Origin of the sequence: Streptococcus sanguinis SK1 = NCTC 7863 (assembly GCF_000194945.1) — a bacterium.
In the GTDB taxonomy this organism is placed as follows: Bacteria; Bacillota; Bacilli; order Lactobacillales; family Streptococcaceae; genus Streptococcus; species Streptococcus sanguinis.
The window spans coordinates 204,258-217,756 of record NZ_GL878509.1 but is presented as its reverse complement, the minus strand read 5'-3'; the positions used below and the strand labels follow the sequence as shown (position 1 = coordinate 217,756).

The 13,499-nt window shown below is 41.0% G+C and carries 15 protein-coding genes; 14 read left to right on the top strand and 1 reads right to left on the bottom strand.

Going from position 1 to position 13,499, the window contains the following annotated elements:
- Window positions 1–44 precede the first annotated feature (44 nt).
- From HMPREF9378_RS02680 to HMPREF9378_RS02700, 5 genes are all read left to right on the top strand, one after another.
- Complete coding sequence (locus HMPREF9378_RS02680; RefSeq protein WP_002902140.1) at window positions 45–761, top strand: TIGR00266 family protein; 717 nt, start codon at window positions 45–47, stop codon at window positions 759–761.
- Between the two features lie 113 nt (window positions 762–874).
- On the top strand, window positions 875–1,570 hold the full coding sequence (locus HMPREF9378_RS02685) for a TIGR00266 family protein (protein ID WP_002902143.1): 696 nt from the start codon (window positions 875–877) through the stop codon (window positions 1,568–1,570).
- Between the two features lie 147 nt (window positions 1,571–1,717).
- Window positions 1,718–2,215, top strand: a complete 498-nt coding sequence (locus tag HMPREF9378_RS02690; RefSeq protein ID WP_002902145.1) for a beta-class carbonic anhydrase — start codon at window positions 1,718–1,720, stop codon at window positions 2,213–2,215.
- A 97-nt stretch (window positions 2,216–2,312) separates the two neighbouring features.
- Window positions 2,313–3,179, top strand: coding sequence for an ABC transporter permease (locus HMPREF9378_RS02695; protein ID WP_002902146.1), 867 nt, complete (start codon window positions 2,313–2,315; stop codon window positions 3,177–3,179).
- The gene (locus HMPREF9378_RS02700; RefSeq protein WP_002902147.1) at window positions 3,176–3,934 is read left to right on the top strand and encodes an ABC transporter ATP-binding protein; all 759 of its coding nucleotides are present in this window, start codon (window positions 3,176–3,178) and stop codon (window positions 3,932–3,934) included. Before HMPREF9378_RS02695 ends, HMPREF9378_RS02700 begins: the two co-directional genes overlap by 4 nt.
- A gap of 139 nt (window positions 3,935–4,073) precedes the next feature.
- Here HMPREF9378_RS02700 and HMPREF9378_RS02705 read toward each other — a convergent pair whose 3' ends face one another.
- Window positions 4,074–5,555 carry a M protein trans-acting positive regulator PRD domain-containing protein gene (locus HMPREF9378_RS02705; protein WP_002902149.1) on the bottom strand — a complete coding sequence of 494 codons (1,482 nt, stop codon included), beginning with the start codon at window positions 5,553–5,555 and terminating at the stop codon, window positions 4,074–4,076.
- A gap of 293 nt (window positions 5,556–5,848) precedes the next feature.
- Between HMPREF9378_RS02705 and HMPREF9378_RS02710 the strand changes: the two genes are divergently transcribed.
- From HMPREF9378_RS02710 to HMPREF9378_RS02750, 9 genes are all read left to right on the top strand, one after another.
- Complete coding sequence (locus HMPREF9378_RS02710) at window positions 5,849–6,088, top strand: GlsB/YeaQ/YmgE family stress response membrane protein (RefSeq protein ID WP_002899160.1); 240 nt, start codon at window positions 5,849–5,851, stop codon at window positions 6,086–6,088.
- 55 nt (window positions 6,089–6,143) lie between these two features.
- On the top strand, window positions 6,144–6,725 hold the full coding sequence (amaP, locus tag HMPREF9378_RS02715) for an alkaline shock response membrane anchor protein AmaP (RefSeq protein ID WP_002914108.1): 582 nt from the start codon (window positions 6,144–6,146) through the stop codon (window positions 6,723–6,725).
- Between the two features lie 11 nt (window positions 6,726–6,736).
- Window positions 6,737–6,907 carry a DUF2273 domain-containing protein gene (locus HMPREF9378_RS11335; RefSeq protein WP_002899156.1) on the top strand — a complete coding sequence of 57 codons (171 nt, stop codon included), beginning with the start codon at window positions 6,737–6,739 and terminating at the stop codon, window positions 6,905–6,907.
- Between the two features lie 17 nt (window positions 6,908–6,924).
- Window positions 6,925–7,515 (top strand): Asp23/Gls24 family envelope stress response protein, encoded by a 591-nt coding sequence (locus HMPREF9378_RS02725; protein WP_002914106.1) that lies wholly within the window; start codon window positions 6,925–6,927, stop codon window positions 7,513–7,515.
- Window positions 7,516–7,591: 76 nt separating this feature from the next.
- Window positions 7,592–7,804, top strand: a complete 213-nt coding sequence (locus HMPREF9378_RS02730; protein WP_002914105.1) for a CsbD family protein — start codon at window positions 7,592–7,594, stop codon at window positions 7,802–7,804.
- A gap of 786 nt (window positions 7,805–8,590) precedes the next feature.
- The gene (locus HMPREF9378_RS02735) at window positions 8,591–10,258 is read left to right on the top strand and encodes a ribonuclease J (protein WP_002899143.1); all 1,668 of its coding nucleotides are present in this window, start codon (window positions 8,591–8,593) and stop codon (window positions 10,256–10,258) included.
- Between the two features lie 73 nt (window positions 10,259–10,331).
- Complete coding sequence (locus HMPREF9378_RS02740) at window positions 10,332–11,111, top strand: alpha/beta hydrolase (RefSeq protein ID WP_023916935.1); 780 nt, start codon at window positions 10,332–10,334, stop codon at window positions 11,109–11,111.
- 106 nt (window positions 11,112–11,217) lie between these two features.
- Complete coding sequence (gene gltX / locus HMPREF9378_RS02745) at window positions 11,218–12,675, top strand: glutamate--tRNA ligase (RefSeq protein ID WP_002893922.1); 1,458 nt, start codon at window positions 11,218–11,220, stop codon at window positions 12,673–12,675.
- A gap of 89 nt (window positions 12,676–12,764) precedes the next feature.
- On the top strand, window positions 12,765–13,400 hold the full coding sequence (locus tag HMPREF9378_RS02750; protein ID WP_002893920.1) for a DUF6287 domain-containing protein: 636 nt from the start codon (window positions 12,765–12,767) through the stop codon (window positions 13,398–13,400).
- The last annotated feature ends 99 nt before the right edge of the window (window positions 13,401–13,499 follow it).

Sequence of the window (13,499 nt, the reverse complement as noted above, 5' to 3'; positions counted from 1 at the left end):
TCCTATAAGTTGTTTTTCCAGATTTTTTAGGAGGATAATCAACCATGGTAGATCATCGTATGAATGTTTCTATTACCAACAATGCTCAATTTCCCTTGGCGGAGATTGCCTTAGATGCATCAGAGTCTGTTCGTATTCAGACCGGGAGCATGATATACCACACTCCCAACGTTGTCTTGAATGCTAAAGTGAATGCAGAGTCTCAATCAATCTTTGGCAAGGCAATCCAAGCTGTGGGCCGTTCTATGGCTTCTGGCGAAGGAGTGTTTATCACTGAAGCAACTGCTCAATCAAATAACGGTCGTCTAGCCTTAGCGCCTAATGTACCTGGTCAGATTGTTGCTCTGGAACTAGGCGAAAAGCAATACCGCCTTAATGATGGAGCTTTTCTGGCTATGGATGGTTCTGCCTCTTATACTTTGGAGAGGCAGTCGGTGGGTCGAGCTCTCTTTGGTGGCCAAGGAGGCTTTTATGTGATGAGTACCCAAGGTCAGGGGACACTCTTGGTAAATTCCTTTGGCTCGATTCAAAAGGTCGAGCTGCATAATGATAGGATAACGATTGACAATGCCCACGTAGTAGCATGGAGTCGAGAGTTGGAATATGATATTCATTTAGAAAATGGTTTCTGGCAGTCCATGGGAACTGGTGAAGGAGTGGTTAATACCTTCTATGGAACTGGCGAAATTTACATCCAAAGTCTCAATATTGAAACCTTTGCAAATGTTCTTCGCCCACACCTGAATATTGACAATTCTTGAAAATTTCTAGGAGAGACTCAGGCTGTCTCTTCTTTTTTGATGCTTCAGTTTTCCTTTGTCCAAAATATATGAAAATGTTATAATCAAGTCATAATAAGAAGGAGGTATTTCTTATGCGATTTTCTATGGATAGTAATATGCAGTTTCCTTTGGTTGAGTTGTCGCTCAATCAAGGTGAAACCGTCTTTATCCAGCGTGGCAGCATGGTCTACCACACGCCGAATGTGACTCTGAATACTCAGCTAAATGCAAGCGGTTCTGGCTTGGGACGTTTTGTCAAGGCTGTAGGTCGGTCAATGGTTTCTGGTGAAAGTACCTTTATTACTCAGGCTGTTGCCCAGTCTGATAATGGCTACCTTGCTTTAGCGCCAGATGCTCCTGGTCAAGTCATTCCCCTTCAGCTAGGCGAAAAGCAATATCGGCTGAATGACGGTGCCTTTCTAGCTCTTGATGGTACAGCTTACTATACCATGGAGCGCCAGTCTGTTGGGAAAGCCCTCTTTGGCGGGCAAGGCGGTTTCTTCGTCATGACGACCCAAGGTCAGGGAACTCTTTTGGCTAATGCTTTTGGTTCTATTAAGAAACTTGAGCTTCATAACCAAGAAGTAACAATTGACAATGCCCATGTAGTGGCTTGGAGCCAGTCTTTGAATTATCATGTTCATTTAGAAAATGGCTTCTGGCAGTCTATCGGAACGGGAGAAGGAGTGGTCAACACCTTCCAAGGTACTGGTGAAGTCTATGTGCAAAGTCTCAATCTTCAAACCTTTGCAGGCTCACTCAGCAAGTTTATTCCAAGAAGCTCATAATAAAGAAAACTAGGACAGAAGATCAGGCTAGATGCTGGATTTGACTGTCCTATTTTTTTTAACAAAGTCGAGAACTGACAAATAGCAGAAAAGATGGTAAGATAATATAAAATTATTTGAATACCAAAGTATCAGCAAGGGGAAAGAATGTCATATTTTGAAAACTTTATGAAGGCCAATAAAGCTTATGTTGATTTGCATGGGACAGCACATCTGCCCATCAATCCCAAGACCAAGGTAGCTATCGTGACCTGCATGGACTCTAGGCTCCACGTGGCTCAGGCTCTGGGACTGGCACTAGGAGATGCCCATATCTTGCGAAATGCCGGCGGTCGGGTGACGGAGGACATGATTCGCTCACTGGTCATCTCTCAGCAGCAGCTAGGAACGCGGGAAATCGTGGTTTTGCATCATACAGACTGCGGGGCACAGACCTTTAAGAATGAGGATTTTACCGCCTATCTTCATAAAGAACTAGGAGTCGATGTCAGTGATCAGGACTTTTTACCTTTTACAGATGTAGAGGAAAGTGTGCGTGAGGATATGGCCTTGCTGCGGCAGTCACCGCTAATCCCAGCTGATGTAAAAATCTCAGGTGCGGTTTATGATGTAGATACTGGCCGGATGACAGTTGTTGAGGAATAGTTGGGAAGTCAATTTCTTTGTCTGCGCATCAGCATTGAAATTGGCTCCTTTTTTATGTTAAAATAGAGAAACGATTTTAATTAGTTAGGACAATGTTATGATTCTTTCCATTATTTCTCAGGGATTGGTTTGGGCCGTTTTAGGTCTAGGTATTTTTATGACCTTCCGGATTCTGGGCTTTCCTGATATGACGACAGAAGGCTCCTTCCCCTTGGGCGGGGCGGTGGCTGTTACCTTGATTACCAAAGGAGTCAATCCTTTTCTGGCAACAGCAGCGGCCGTTTTAGCAGGCTGTGCTGCGGGTGCAGTGACAGGTCTGCTCTATACCAAGGGGAAAATTCCGACCTTGCTTTCTGGGATTTTGGTCATGACCTCCTGCCACTCTATCATGCTGATGCTGATGGGCCGTGCCAATCTGGGGCTTTTAGGCAGCAGTAAAATTCAGGATATTCTGCCTTTTTCAGGGGAAGTCAATGACCTCTTGACTGGTTTGATTTTTGTCAGTCTAGTGATTGCAGCTCTGCTCTTTTTCTTGGATACCAAGCTAGGGCAGGCTTATATCGCGACCGGAGATAATCCGGATATGGCTCGCAGTTTTGGAATCAATACTGGCCGTATGGAGTTGATGGGACTGATTCTATCAAACGGCTTGATTGCTCTGGCTGGGGCGCTGATTGCCCAGCAGGAAGGCTATGCAGATGTTTCCCGCGGGATTGGAGTAATCGTAGTTGGTCTGGCCAGTCTTATCATTGGCGAGGTACTCTTCCGGAGTCTGACCTTGGCAGAGCGGCTGATTACCATTGTAGTTGGTGCGATTGCCTATCAGTTCTTGATCTGGGGTGTCATTGCTCTCGGCTTCAATACCAACTATCTCCGTCTTTACAGCGCGGTGATTCTGGCCGTCTGTCTCATGATTCCAACCCTGAAAAATAAATTCTTTAAAGGAGCCAAGTTAAGCAAATGACAGCGATTGTAGAATTAAGAAATGCAACCAAGCTTGTAAAGAGCGACTTTGATGAAGAAAAAATCATCCTAAATGATGTTTCTTTAGACATTCACGAGCATGATTTTATTACAATTTTAGGTGGAAACGGTGCAGGAAAGTCAACCCTGTTCAATGTCATTGCCGGAACTCTCCCTCTGACCAGCGGCAGCATTCATATCTTGGGGGAAAATGTCACTCATTTTTCACCAGAAAAGCGGGCCAAGTACCTGTCCCGTGTCTTTCAGGATCCTAAGATGGGAACGGCTCCGCGGATGACAGTGGCGGAAAATCTTCTCATTGCCAAATTCCGAGGCGAAAAGCGTGGCTTGGTACCCCGTGGACTCAACAGCTACAGGGAAGAGTTTCAGGCGACGATTGAGAAAATCGGTAATGGTCTGGACAAACATCTGGATACACCGATTGAATTTCTTTCTGGCGGGCAAAGACAGGCCTTGAGTCTGCTCATGGCAACGCTCAAGCGCCCAGAGCTTTTGCTTCTGGATGAGCATACTGCGGCGCTGGATCCTAAGACCAGTGTTGCCTTGATGGAGCTGACCAATGAGTTTGTTAATCGTGACTGCCTCACAGCCCTCATGATTACCCATCACATGGAGGATGCCCTCAAATACGGCAACCGACTAATCGTTATGAAAGACGGGCAAATTATTCAGGACTTAAACAAAGATGAGAAAGCCAAGATGACCATCGCAGACTACTATGGCTTGTTTGAATAGTCTTGCTAAAAACAAGAGAAAGAATATGTACTAAATAATGTATTGCTCCCACAACGTTAGACAATTAATGATCAAAAGGCTCTCGTAGATTAATAAAAACCGCTAGATTGCGGTTTTTTTGTTATCAAAATAGTCTAAATCACTCATCTAATCGAATAAACATCATTGCGTTAAGTAAGGAGATGAGTGCGACCGTATTAATATTATTGGAATAGATCAGTCTCTTATTCTCAATGGGTGGAATAATAAAATTAGAAATGATGATATCGTAAGGTGATTCTTTTAAAGAATCGATTGATAGTTCTAATTTATTCCAAACCTCAAGTTCAAAATTGTTGCTGCAATAATAAGAAAGGGTCTCTGCTACTGATTTTGCATGATACTGATCAAAATTACTCATGACTAAAACTTTTAATTTAGGCTGATTTTGTAAAAGATTCAGCACTAAATGTTTGCTGTGAGTGATAAAAGTATAGGATAGGTGGTTGACTTTCATTGGTGTGCTATGGATATTCAAAGTCTCTAGGTAATGTTCAATCCCTTTTTTAATATCTGAAACAAATTGAGGGAAAATATTTTGAAAGTTCTTGATGGTATTCCCTTTTTGATCAAACAGAATAAACTCTGTAGATAGTTCCTGACGATGCAGATGTGCTGTATTATGCAGATGCCAAATCAGATTGTCATTATTGTCAATTTTAAGATTATATTTGCTTTCTATCTGATCAATTAAATCACTTAATAATTGATACGAATTTTTTACATAGCTGTCTGTTTTTGCGCAGCTCATAAATAGATTCTCATCAATGAAAAACATTTTTTGAAAATAGGAGACAAATAGTTGGCCTATCACTTCTTTATTCAGAGAGATATGGTATTCAGAATCAAAGCTCGCTACAATGTCTTCGATTCCTTCTGCCTGCATAAAAGATTCTAACAATTGATTGTTAAAAGAATCTTTCTCAACTTCCAAGAAATGACCAAACTTTATTCGATATAAATTTGTAACCAGGAGCAATTTTAACATTCTTTGAGTTGAGAAATTGACAGGAAATGCAGTTTCTTTATAGACCAGTGCTAACAGCTTACACAAAGGTTCTACTGAAAAATCTGTAAAGGGCCATTCAAGGAAATAATATTTTTCGGAAAAATATTGTGCAAAAAAATAACGGATATCAATCTCATCTCCAGTAATCCGAGCAGGATTGAGACTAATTTTAAAATTATATTGTTTTTTTATGATTTTGTTAATATGACTGATTATACGATAGAGTGAGGAAGAGCTTATATAAAACTCTTTACAAAGACTCTCAGTTTCATATCCTTCGTTAAAGAAGATGAATTCTAAAATTGAAAAATGGGTTGAATGCTTAAAAAAATGGTGATACACCATCTCAATATCACTATCATCGGTATTGATGATACGTATGCCATTAGTAGAAGAGTGAAAAATCAATTGAGGAAAAGAGGACTTGACATGGGATAAATCATCTTTTACTGAACGTTCTGTACAATTTAATAGTTCAGCTAGCTCAGAAATATGAAACCAGCGTTTGTTTTTAAATAGTAGTTCTAGTAGTTCTAATTGCCTGTGGCTCTTTTTAGACAGTAATTCTCGCATTAAAATATTATCTTTCTTTATATAGTGTTTTTATTATCAGGCAATCATACCATATTTTATGCATTTAACCTCGTTCAACAACTTTAAAATATATCTAAAAATGCTGATAAAAGCCTATAGAACAAGGAATTCTTATCTTTTCGTATCTATAGTACAGATAAACGGAAAGAAAACCAAGTTGAATTATTATGTTTCCAAGTTGGAAAATTATATAATTATGTTAATCAAAAAATAATAGTAAAAAATATTATTAAACAATTTTGATTTAGAAAAAATTAGAAAGGAGAATCAATATGCTTTGGTCTATTATTGTTGGAGGTGTTATTGGTCTTATTGCTGGATCAATCACTAAAAAAGGCGGCTCAATGGGTGTTATTGCAAACGTTGTTGCAGGTTTAGTTGGTTCTGCTGTCGGTCAGTCACTTTTGGGAACTTGGGGTCCTAGTTTGGCTGGTATGGCCTTGCTTCCTTCTATCATTGGTGCAGTTATTGTGGTAGCTGTTGTATCATTTTTTGTAGGTAAAAAGGCATAAATTGTCTTTTTACTTTCAAAATACAATTTAAAATTTAATGATGTGAGGATTCAATATGTCAAAATCAAGAAAAATACTTTCCCTTATTTTCTGTATTTTAATCTTGACAATTTTGATTCCTGTTTTGCTAGACTTTCATAAAGTCAGCGGTCTGGGGCTCCAATTATTTAGCTGGAAGTTATTCACTTGGAAGCAGATTCCTTTTGTGGGCTACTATCTTTCTAGGTATGTTTTCTGGGGCACTATGGTTTTAGTAAGCTTAATCTTACTACTGATGTTAGTGATAGTTTTTTATCCTAAGAGACGTTTGGAAATTCAGCTAGCTGATGCGGATGGGAAACTGATGCTGAAAAATTCAGCCATTGAAGGGTTTGTTCGTAGTCTGTTAACAGAACACGGTTTAATTAAAGATCCTGCAGTTTCAGTAAATAGCCGTAAAAACAAATGCATGGTTTCTGTTAAAGGGGCAATCGTTCCTTCGGAAAACATCATCAAGAGAAGTCGGTTGATTCAAGAAGAAATTGCGTCTGGATTGACAGAATTCTTCGGAATCACTCATAATGTCAAGCTTAAAATCTCTGTCTCAGACTTCAAGCCAAAAGAAGCGGCTAAAAAAACTACTAGTCGTGTAAAGTAAGGAAGTAAAAAATGGAATGGTTTAAAAAATATCAATATCCAATCTTGTCTGGATTAGCAGGCATTATTCTAGCATGTTTTATCCTATCCTTTGGCTTCTTTAAGACTCTATTTGTCTTGATTTGCGCTACTCTAGGGGCAGGAATCGGATATTATATTCAAAACAAAAATATATTTAAATAAGAATAAAGGAGTTTAACATGTCAAATAAAGATGTTAAAGATGTTGCAAAAAAAGAAGTTGCTCAAGCAGCTCACGAAGTAAAAGGTGAATTGACTTATGATGATAAGGTCATTCAAAAAATTATCGGTCTCTCTTTAGAGAAAGTTTCAGGTTTGCTGGCTGTTGACGGTGGCTTCTTCTCTAACATAAAAGATAAATTGGTCAACTCTGACAATGTCACTCATGGTGTCAATGTTGAAGTTGGTAAAGAACAAGTAGCTGTTGACCTGAATGTGGTTGCAGAATATCAAAAGAATGTTCCAGCTTTATACAAAGAAATCAAGAAAGTCGTTGCAGAAGAAGTTTCTAAGATGACTGATTTGGAAGTTGTTGAAGTAAATGTCAATGTTGTTGATATTAAAACGAAAGAACAACACGAAGCGGATTCAGTAAGCCTTCAAGACCGAGTGACAGATGTTGCTGAATCAACAGGTGAATTTGCTTCAGAGCAATTCGAAAAAGCAAAATCTGGCATTAGCGGCGGTTTCTCAGCTGTTCAAGAAAAAGTTGGCGATGGTGTAGAGGCTGTTAAAGACGCTGCATCAAGTGAAAAAGCTCGCGTTCGTTAATTCTCTCACTAAAATTAGGAATTCTTATATTCTTTCATTGCTTTAAAAATTGAAACTAATAACGGAGGTATCAATTATGTCTACAGAAGAAAAATTCAACCAAGCTAAAGGTTCTGTTAAAGAAGGCCTAGGCAAATTAACTGGTGATAAAAAAACAGAAAAAGAAGGAGCTGCTGAAAAAGTAGTTTCTAAAGTTAAAGAAGTTGCAGAAGATGCCAAAGATGCTGTTGAAGGCGCAATCGAAGGTGTTAAAAATATGGTTAAGAAAGACGATAAAGACGTTAAATAATACCAATAGTCGATTTTCCTTATAAAAAGTCTTTGTTAGCTATAGTCACTGATAAAAATTATCTAGAGTTTAAAGGAGATCATTTTAAGGTCTCCTTTCTTTTTTTGCTTGACTTCTTTTTAGCTAAAAAGTTTTTTAATTTCTTGGTTGTAAACGCTTGCAAAAATTAAAATAGAGTACTATAATAGAATTAAGGAAATAAAAAGAAAGGAAGCCAAATTCATTCGCTTTAAAGTTTACTTTGTTGGTATAGTTGTTTGTAATACATAAGTAGTTGCTTTACTTGACATATTGGTTGAATTGTCAGACAGGCCTGCTTAGCTTGCCTGATTGTAACGATAGTATAGAAAGTAGAAGCTTTTAGATGGTTTTCAAACTTCGAGAATTCAATCAATAGTGCTTTATTATGTTATAGAGATTTCCAATGCTAAGATAAAAAGAAAATCATTAGCGGTTGAAGGAATTAAAAGTTTATAAAAAATAATAAAAACAATAAATAAAAAATTGTTATTCAGTTACACCTTGGATGAACTGATTGCTCTCATACCAGCGAAGTAAACCAGACCTCTAGCCGAGTAAAGCTAGAGGTCGTTTTTTTTTTGTGGTAAAGGGCGCTAAGAAGACACACTTGACTTTGAAAAAAGCTGAAAAAATGCTATAATAGGTTGGATATGCAAACCTTTGGTTTGCAAGACTGTAATTCGACTTGGCTAGCCAAGGACCGTTAGTAATAAAATAAAGAATCTTTGATAAAAGTGAGATTCTGAAAATTGAATAGGAGAAAAAATGAGCAAGAGCAATATTAAACTGATTGCTTTGGGCGGCGTACGTGAAAATGGTAAAAATCTCTACGTTGCCGAAGTGGATGATTCCATTTTTGTATTGGATGTTGGGCTGAAGTACCCAGAAAATGAGCAGTTGGGTGTGGATTATGTCGTTCCCAACATGGACTATTTGTTTGAAAATAAGAAGCGGATTGCCGGTGTCTTTCTGACGCACGGGCACGCGGATGCGATTGGTGCTCTACCTAATCTTTTGGCAGATGCTAAGGTGCCAGTTTTTGGATCAGAGTTGACAATTGAGCTGGCCAAGCTGTTTGTCAAAAACAATGATGCGGTTAAGAAGTTCAATGATTTCCATGTGATTGATGAAAATACTGAGATTGAATTTGGCAAAACCGTGGTTTCCTTCTTCCGGACGACTCACTCGATTCCTGAGAGTTTGGGAGTTGTCATCAAGACCAGAAAAGGCAGTATCGTTTATACAGGTGATTTCAAGTTTGACCAGTCTGCCAGCCCGTCCTATGCGACAGACTTTGGCCGTCTGGCTGAGATTGGCCGCGAGGGTGTTCTGGCCTTGCTCAGTGATTCAGCTAATGCAGACAGCACTGTTCAGGTGGCTAGTGAGAGCGAGGTCGGCAAGGAAATCGAAGATACGATTGCTGACTGGGATGGTCGCGTGATTGTTGCGGCGGTTGCCAGCAACTTATCTCGTATCCAGCAGGTCTTTGATGCAGCTGCAGAGACTGGCCGCCGAGTGGTTTTGACAGGCTTTGATGTTGAAAACATCGTTCGTACGGCTATCCGCCTCAAGAAGCTGTCCTTGGTGGACGAACGCCTTTTGATCAAGCCCAAGGAAATGTCTAAGTTTGAAGACCATGAGCTGATCATCTTGGAGACTGGCCGGATGGGTGAGCCTATCAATGGCCTGCGTAAGATGTCAATTGGCCGTCACCGCTATGTGGAAATCAAGGAAGGCGATTTGATTTACATCGTAACGACGCCGTCAATTGCCAAGGAAGCTGTCGTGGCTCGCGTGGAAAATATGATTTATCAGGCGGGTGGCATTGTCAAGCTGATTACCCAAAACCTGCGGGTTTCAGGTCATGGAAATGCGCGTGATTTGCAGCTCATGATTAACCTGCTGCAGCCTAAGTACCTCTTCCCGATTCAGGGTGAGTACCGCGGATTGGATGCTCATGCCAAGGCTGCCATGGAAGTTGGCATGCTGCCGGAAAATATCTTCATTCCTAAGCGTGGCAGCATCATGGAATACGACCATGGTGATTTTGTGCCAGCTGGTGCAGTATCAGCTGGAGATGTCATGATTGATGGAAATGCGATTGGCGATGTGGGTAATATCGTCCTCCGCGACCGCAAGGTCTTGTCTGAAGATGGTATTTTCATCGTGGCACTCACAGTTAACCGTAAGGAAAAGAAAATCATTTCCAAGGCTAAAGTACATACCCGTGGATTTGTCTATGTTAAGAAGAGCAGAGATATTTTGCGCGAAAGCTCTGACATTATCAATAAAACCGTGGAAGACTATCTGGCGCAGGATAGCTTTGACTGGGGTGAGCTGAAGGGTGCTGTCCGTGACAGTCTGGCCAAATATCTCTTTGATCAAACCAAGCGTCGCCCAGCTATTTTGCCAGTTGTTATGGAAGTGCGGTAAAAATCTGAACACAAATACAAGAAAAGTCGGGCTTCGGCTTTTTCTTGTCAGAAAGATAGAAGGAGAAATGCGAATGGCAGTGATGAAAATAGAGTATTATTCTGAGGCTTTGGAGATGGAATGGGGCGTTAATGTCCTCTATCCGGACGCAGCTCGTGTGGACAAGCCGGATGATAAGGACATTCCTGTTTTGTATCTGCTTCATGGTATGAACGGGAATCACAATAGCTGGCTCAAGCGCTCAAATATTGAGCGTCTGGTTCGCTCGACCAACTTGATTGTTGTCATGCCTAATACCAGCAATGGCTGGTACACCGATACTCAGTACGGCTTTAACTATTACGAAGCTATCGCTGAGGAGCTGCCTCGGGTGCTCAAGCGCTTTTTCCCAAATATGTCGGATAAGCGGGAGAAGAATTTTATCGCTGGTCTTTCCATGGGCGGATATGGAGCCTTTAAGCTGGCTCTCAAGTCTAACCGCTTTTCATACGCGGCTAGTCTTTCAGGCGCTTTGAGTTTTCTTGATGCTCGTCCAGATAATGCTGAAATGGCAACGCCAGCCTATTGGCGAGGAGTTTTTGGAGACTATAAGGACTGGACCAGCAGCCCCCATTCGCTGGAGAGTATAGCCAAGCAATCTGATAAAATAACCAAGCTTTGGGCTTGGTGTGGCGAAGAAGATTTTCTCTACAAGGCCAATCAGAAGGCAGTGAAAAACCTGCAAGACTTAGGTTTGGAGATTACTTACAGCCACAGTCCAGGTAAGCATGAGTGGTATTACTGGGAAAAGCAGCTGGAGAATGTGCTGGCCTGGCTTCCTATCGACTTCCAGCTGGAAGAGCGCCTGTCGTAAAAATAGACTGTAAAGTCGTATTCTGCCCTCAGAGTATGATATAATGATTACGTTTGAAAATCGGAGTGGGAATGATTCCCCGAAATACAAATAGGAGAATGGAACTTTGACAAAAGCGATTCGAGTGCGTTATGCACCAAGTCCGACTGGACTTTTACACATCGGAAATGCGCGGACTGCGCTCTTTAACTATCTCTATGCTCGTCACTATGGTGGAACATTCATTATCCGTATCGAGGATACAGACCGCAAGCGCCATGTAGAAGACGGAGAACGCTCACAGCTTGAAAACTTACGCTGGCTGGGTATTGACTGGGATGAGAGTCCTGAGACTCACGAAAACTACCGTCAGTCTGAGCGCTTGGATATTTACCAAAAATACGTTAATGAACTCTTGGACAAGGGCTTGGCTTACAAGTCCTATGTAACTGAGGAAGAATTAGCGGCTGAACGCGAACGTCAGGAAGCGGCTGGCGAAACACCGCGTTATATCAATGAGTTTCTAGGTATGTCTGAGGAAGAAAAGGCAGCCTATATTGCTGAGCGCGAAGCAGCGGGGATCATTCCGACGGTTCGTCTGGTTGTCAATGAGGCTGGTATCTATAAGTGGACGGACATGGTCAAGGGCGAAATTGAGTTTGAAGGTGGCAATATCGGTGGTGACTGGGTTATCCAGAAGAAAGACGGCTACCCAACTTATAACTTTGCTGTGGTTATTGATGACCATTTGATGGAAATTTCACACGTTATTCGTGGAGACGATCATATTGCTAACACACCTAAACAGCTCATGGTTTATGAAGCTTTAGGCTGGGAAGCTCCAGAATTTGGCCACATGACCCTGATTATTAACTCTGAAACAGGTAAGAAGCTGTCCAAGCGCGATACCAATACCTTGCAATTTATCGAGGATTATCGCAAGAAGGGCTACCTGCCAGAAGCCGTCTTTAACTTTATTGCACTGCTGGGCTGGAATCCTGGCGGCGAGCATGAGATTTTCTCTCGTCAAGAATTGATCGAGCTTTTTGATGAAAAACGTCTCAGTAAGTCCCCAGCTGCTTTTGACCAGAAGAAGCTGGACTGGATGAACAACGAATACATCAAGAATGCAGATTTTGACACAATCTTCGCTCTGGCTAAGCCGTACTTGGAAGAAGCAGGTCGTTTGACAGATAAGGCAGAAAAGCTTGTAGAGCTCTACAAACCACAAATGAAGTCTGTAGATGAAATCGTGCCGCTGACAGACCTCTTCTTTGCGGACTTCCCAGAGTTGACAAATGCGGAGCATGAGGTCATGGCTGGTGAAACGGTACCGACTGTGTTGACAGCTTTCAAGGAAAAGCTAGAAGCTATGTCGGATGCAGATTTTGTGACAGAAAACATCTTCCCGCAAATCAAGGCTGTCCAAAAAGAGACAGGGATCAAGGGTAAAAACCTCTTCATGCCTATTCGGATTGCCGTTTCGGGTGAAATGCATGGACCAGAACTGCCAGATACGATTTACCTGCTAGGCCGTGAAAAATCTATCCAGCATATCGAAAACATGCTGAATCAAATTCAATAAGATGAACCAGCTTTCAAGCTGGTTTTTACTTTGCAAATTTTTGTTTTTATGTCACAATTGTAATAAGAAAATACCTTAAGGAGAGAGAAATGAAAAAATGGATCATCATCTTGATTGGAGGATTACTAGCCTTACTCGTGCTAGTAACCTGTAATCAAAAGAAAGAGCAAATGACTCCAGCTTCCAACAATTCTAAAGTAAGTTCGCCTAGCTCTGCATCTTCTAAAAAGTCTGAAAGAGAGAGCAATTCGAGCGAACTTTCTGGCGACGCAGATAGTCAGGAAACTTCTGATACAGGCTCTAAGCAGAATTCGGAAACTGAAGCTGAAAAGTCTGCCAAGGAAGCTAGCAAAGGAGAGAAAGAGACGGCACCAACTTCTAGTTTGGATATGAAGGCTATTGCTTCTGGAGATTTTTCCAGCATGATTGGTACTTGGCAGGATGCCAAAGGGAACAGTTATACTTTCGATGAGTCTGGTATCGAGTCAGATGTTGCCAAGCTTGAGACAGGAGATTACTCTGGGCCAGATGAAAATGGGATTTACCGAGCAGGGATTCGTTGGAAAAACCAAACCGGTGCTGCCTTTCTTATCATTCCAGCAGGAAAGAGTTTGCCAGCCGGGGAGACTGTCAATGGGACAGATCCGACTGATACCAGTCAAGATCGTTTCATCATCACCCAGAGCGTTTCCGAACATCCCGATGTTTTTTACCGCGTAAAATAAGGAGTCTTGACGGACTCTTTTTTTCTTGTTTTGAGTCCAGTATATAATATATTGATTTTGAATAAAAATTGATAAAATGTTTTATTTTAATAAATATTA

Excerpts from the sequence above, each read along its gene's own strand:
- HMPREF9378_RS02680 (WP_002902140.1), top strand. The coding sequence starts at position 45 with ATGGTAGATCATCGTATGAATGTTTCTATTACCAACAATGCTCAATTT.
- HMPREF9378_RS02685 (WP_002902143.1), top strand. The coding sequence starts at position 875 with ATGCGATTTTCTATGGATAGTAATATGCAGTTTCCTTTGGTTGAGTTG.
- HMPREF9378_RS02690 (WP_002902145.1), top strand. The coding sequence starts at position 1,718 with ATGTCATATTTTGAAAACTTTATGAAGGCCAATAAAGCTTATGTTGAT.
- HMPREF9378_RS02695 (WP_002902146.1), top strand. The coding sequence starts at position 2,313 with ATGATTCTTTCCATTATTTCTCAGGGATTGGTTTGGGCCGTTTTAGGT.
- HMPREF9378_RS02700 (WP_002902147.1), top strand. The coding sequence starts at position 3,176 with ATGACAGCGATTGTAGAATTAAGAAATGCAACCAAGCTTGTAAAGAGC.
- HMPREF9378_RS02705 (WP_002902149.1), bottom strand. The coding sequence starts at position 5,555 with ATGCGAGAATTACTGTCTAAAAAGAGCCACAGGCAATTAGAACTACTA.
- HMPREF9378_RS02710 (WP_002899160.1), top strand. The coding sequence starts at position 5,849 with ATGCTTTGGTCTATTATTGTTGGAGGTGTTATTGGTCTTATTGCTGGA.
- amaP (WP_002914108.1), top strand. The coding sequence starts at position 6,144 with ATGTCAAAATCAAGAAAAATACTTTCCCTTATTTTCTGTATTTTAATC.
- HMPREF9378_RS11335 (WP_002899156.1), top strand. The coding sequence starts at position 6,737 with ATGGAATGGTTTAAAAAATATCAATATCCAATCTTGTCTGGATTAGCA.
- HMPREF9378_RS02725 (WP_002914106.1), top strand. The coding sequence starts at position 6,925 with ATGTCAAATAAAGATGTTAAAGATGTTGCAAAAAAAGAAGTTGCTCAA.
- HMPREF9378_RS02730 (WP_002914105.1), top strand. The coding sequence starts at position 7,592 with ATGTCTACAGAAGAAAAATTCAACCAAGCTAAAGGTTCTGTTAAAGAA.
- HMPREF9378_RS02735 (WP_002899143.1), top strand. The coding sequence starts at position 8,591 with ATGAGCAAGAGCAATATTAAACTGATTGCTTTGGGCGGCGTACGTGAA.
- HMPREF9378_RS02740 (WP_023916935.1), top strand. The coding sequence starts at position 10,332 with ATGGCAGTGATGAAAATAGAGTATTATTCTGAGGCTTTGGAGATGGAA.
- HMPREF9378_RS02750 (WP_002893920.1), top strand. The coding sequence starts at position 12,765 with ATGAAAAAATGGATCATCATCTTGATTGGAGGATTACTAGCCTTACTC.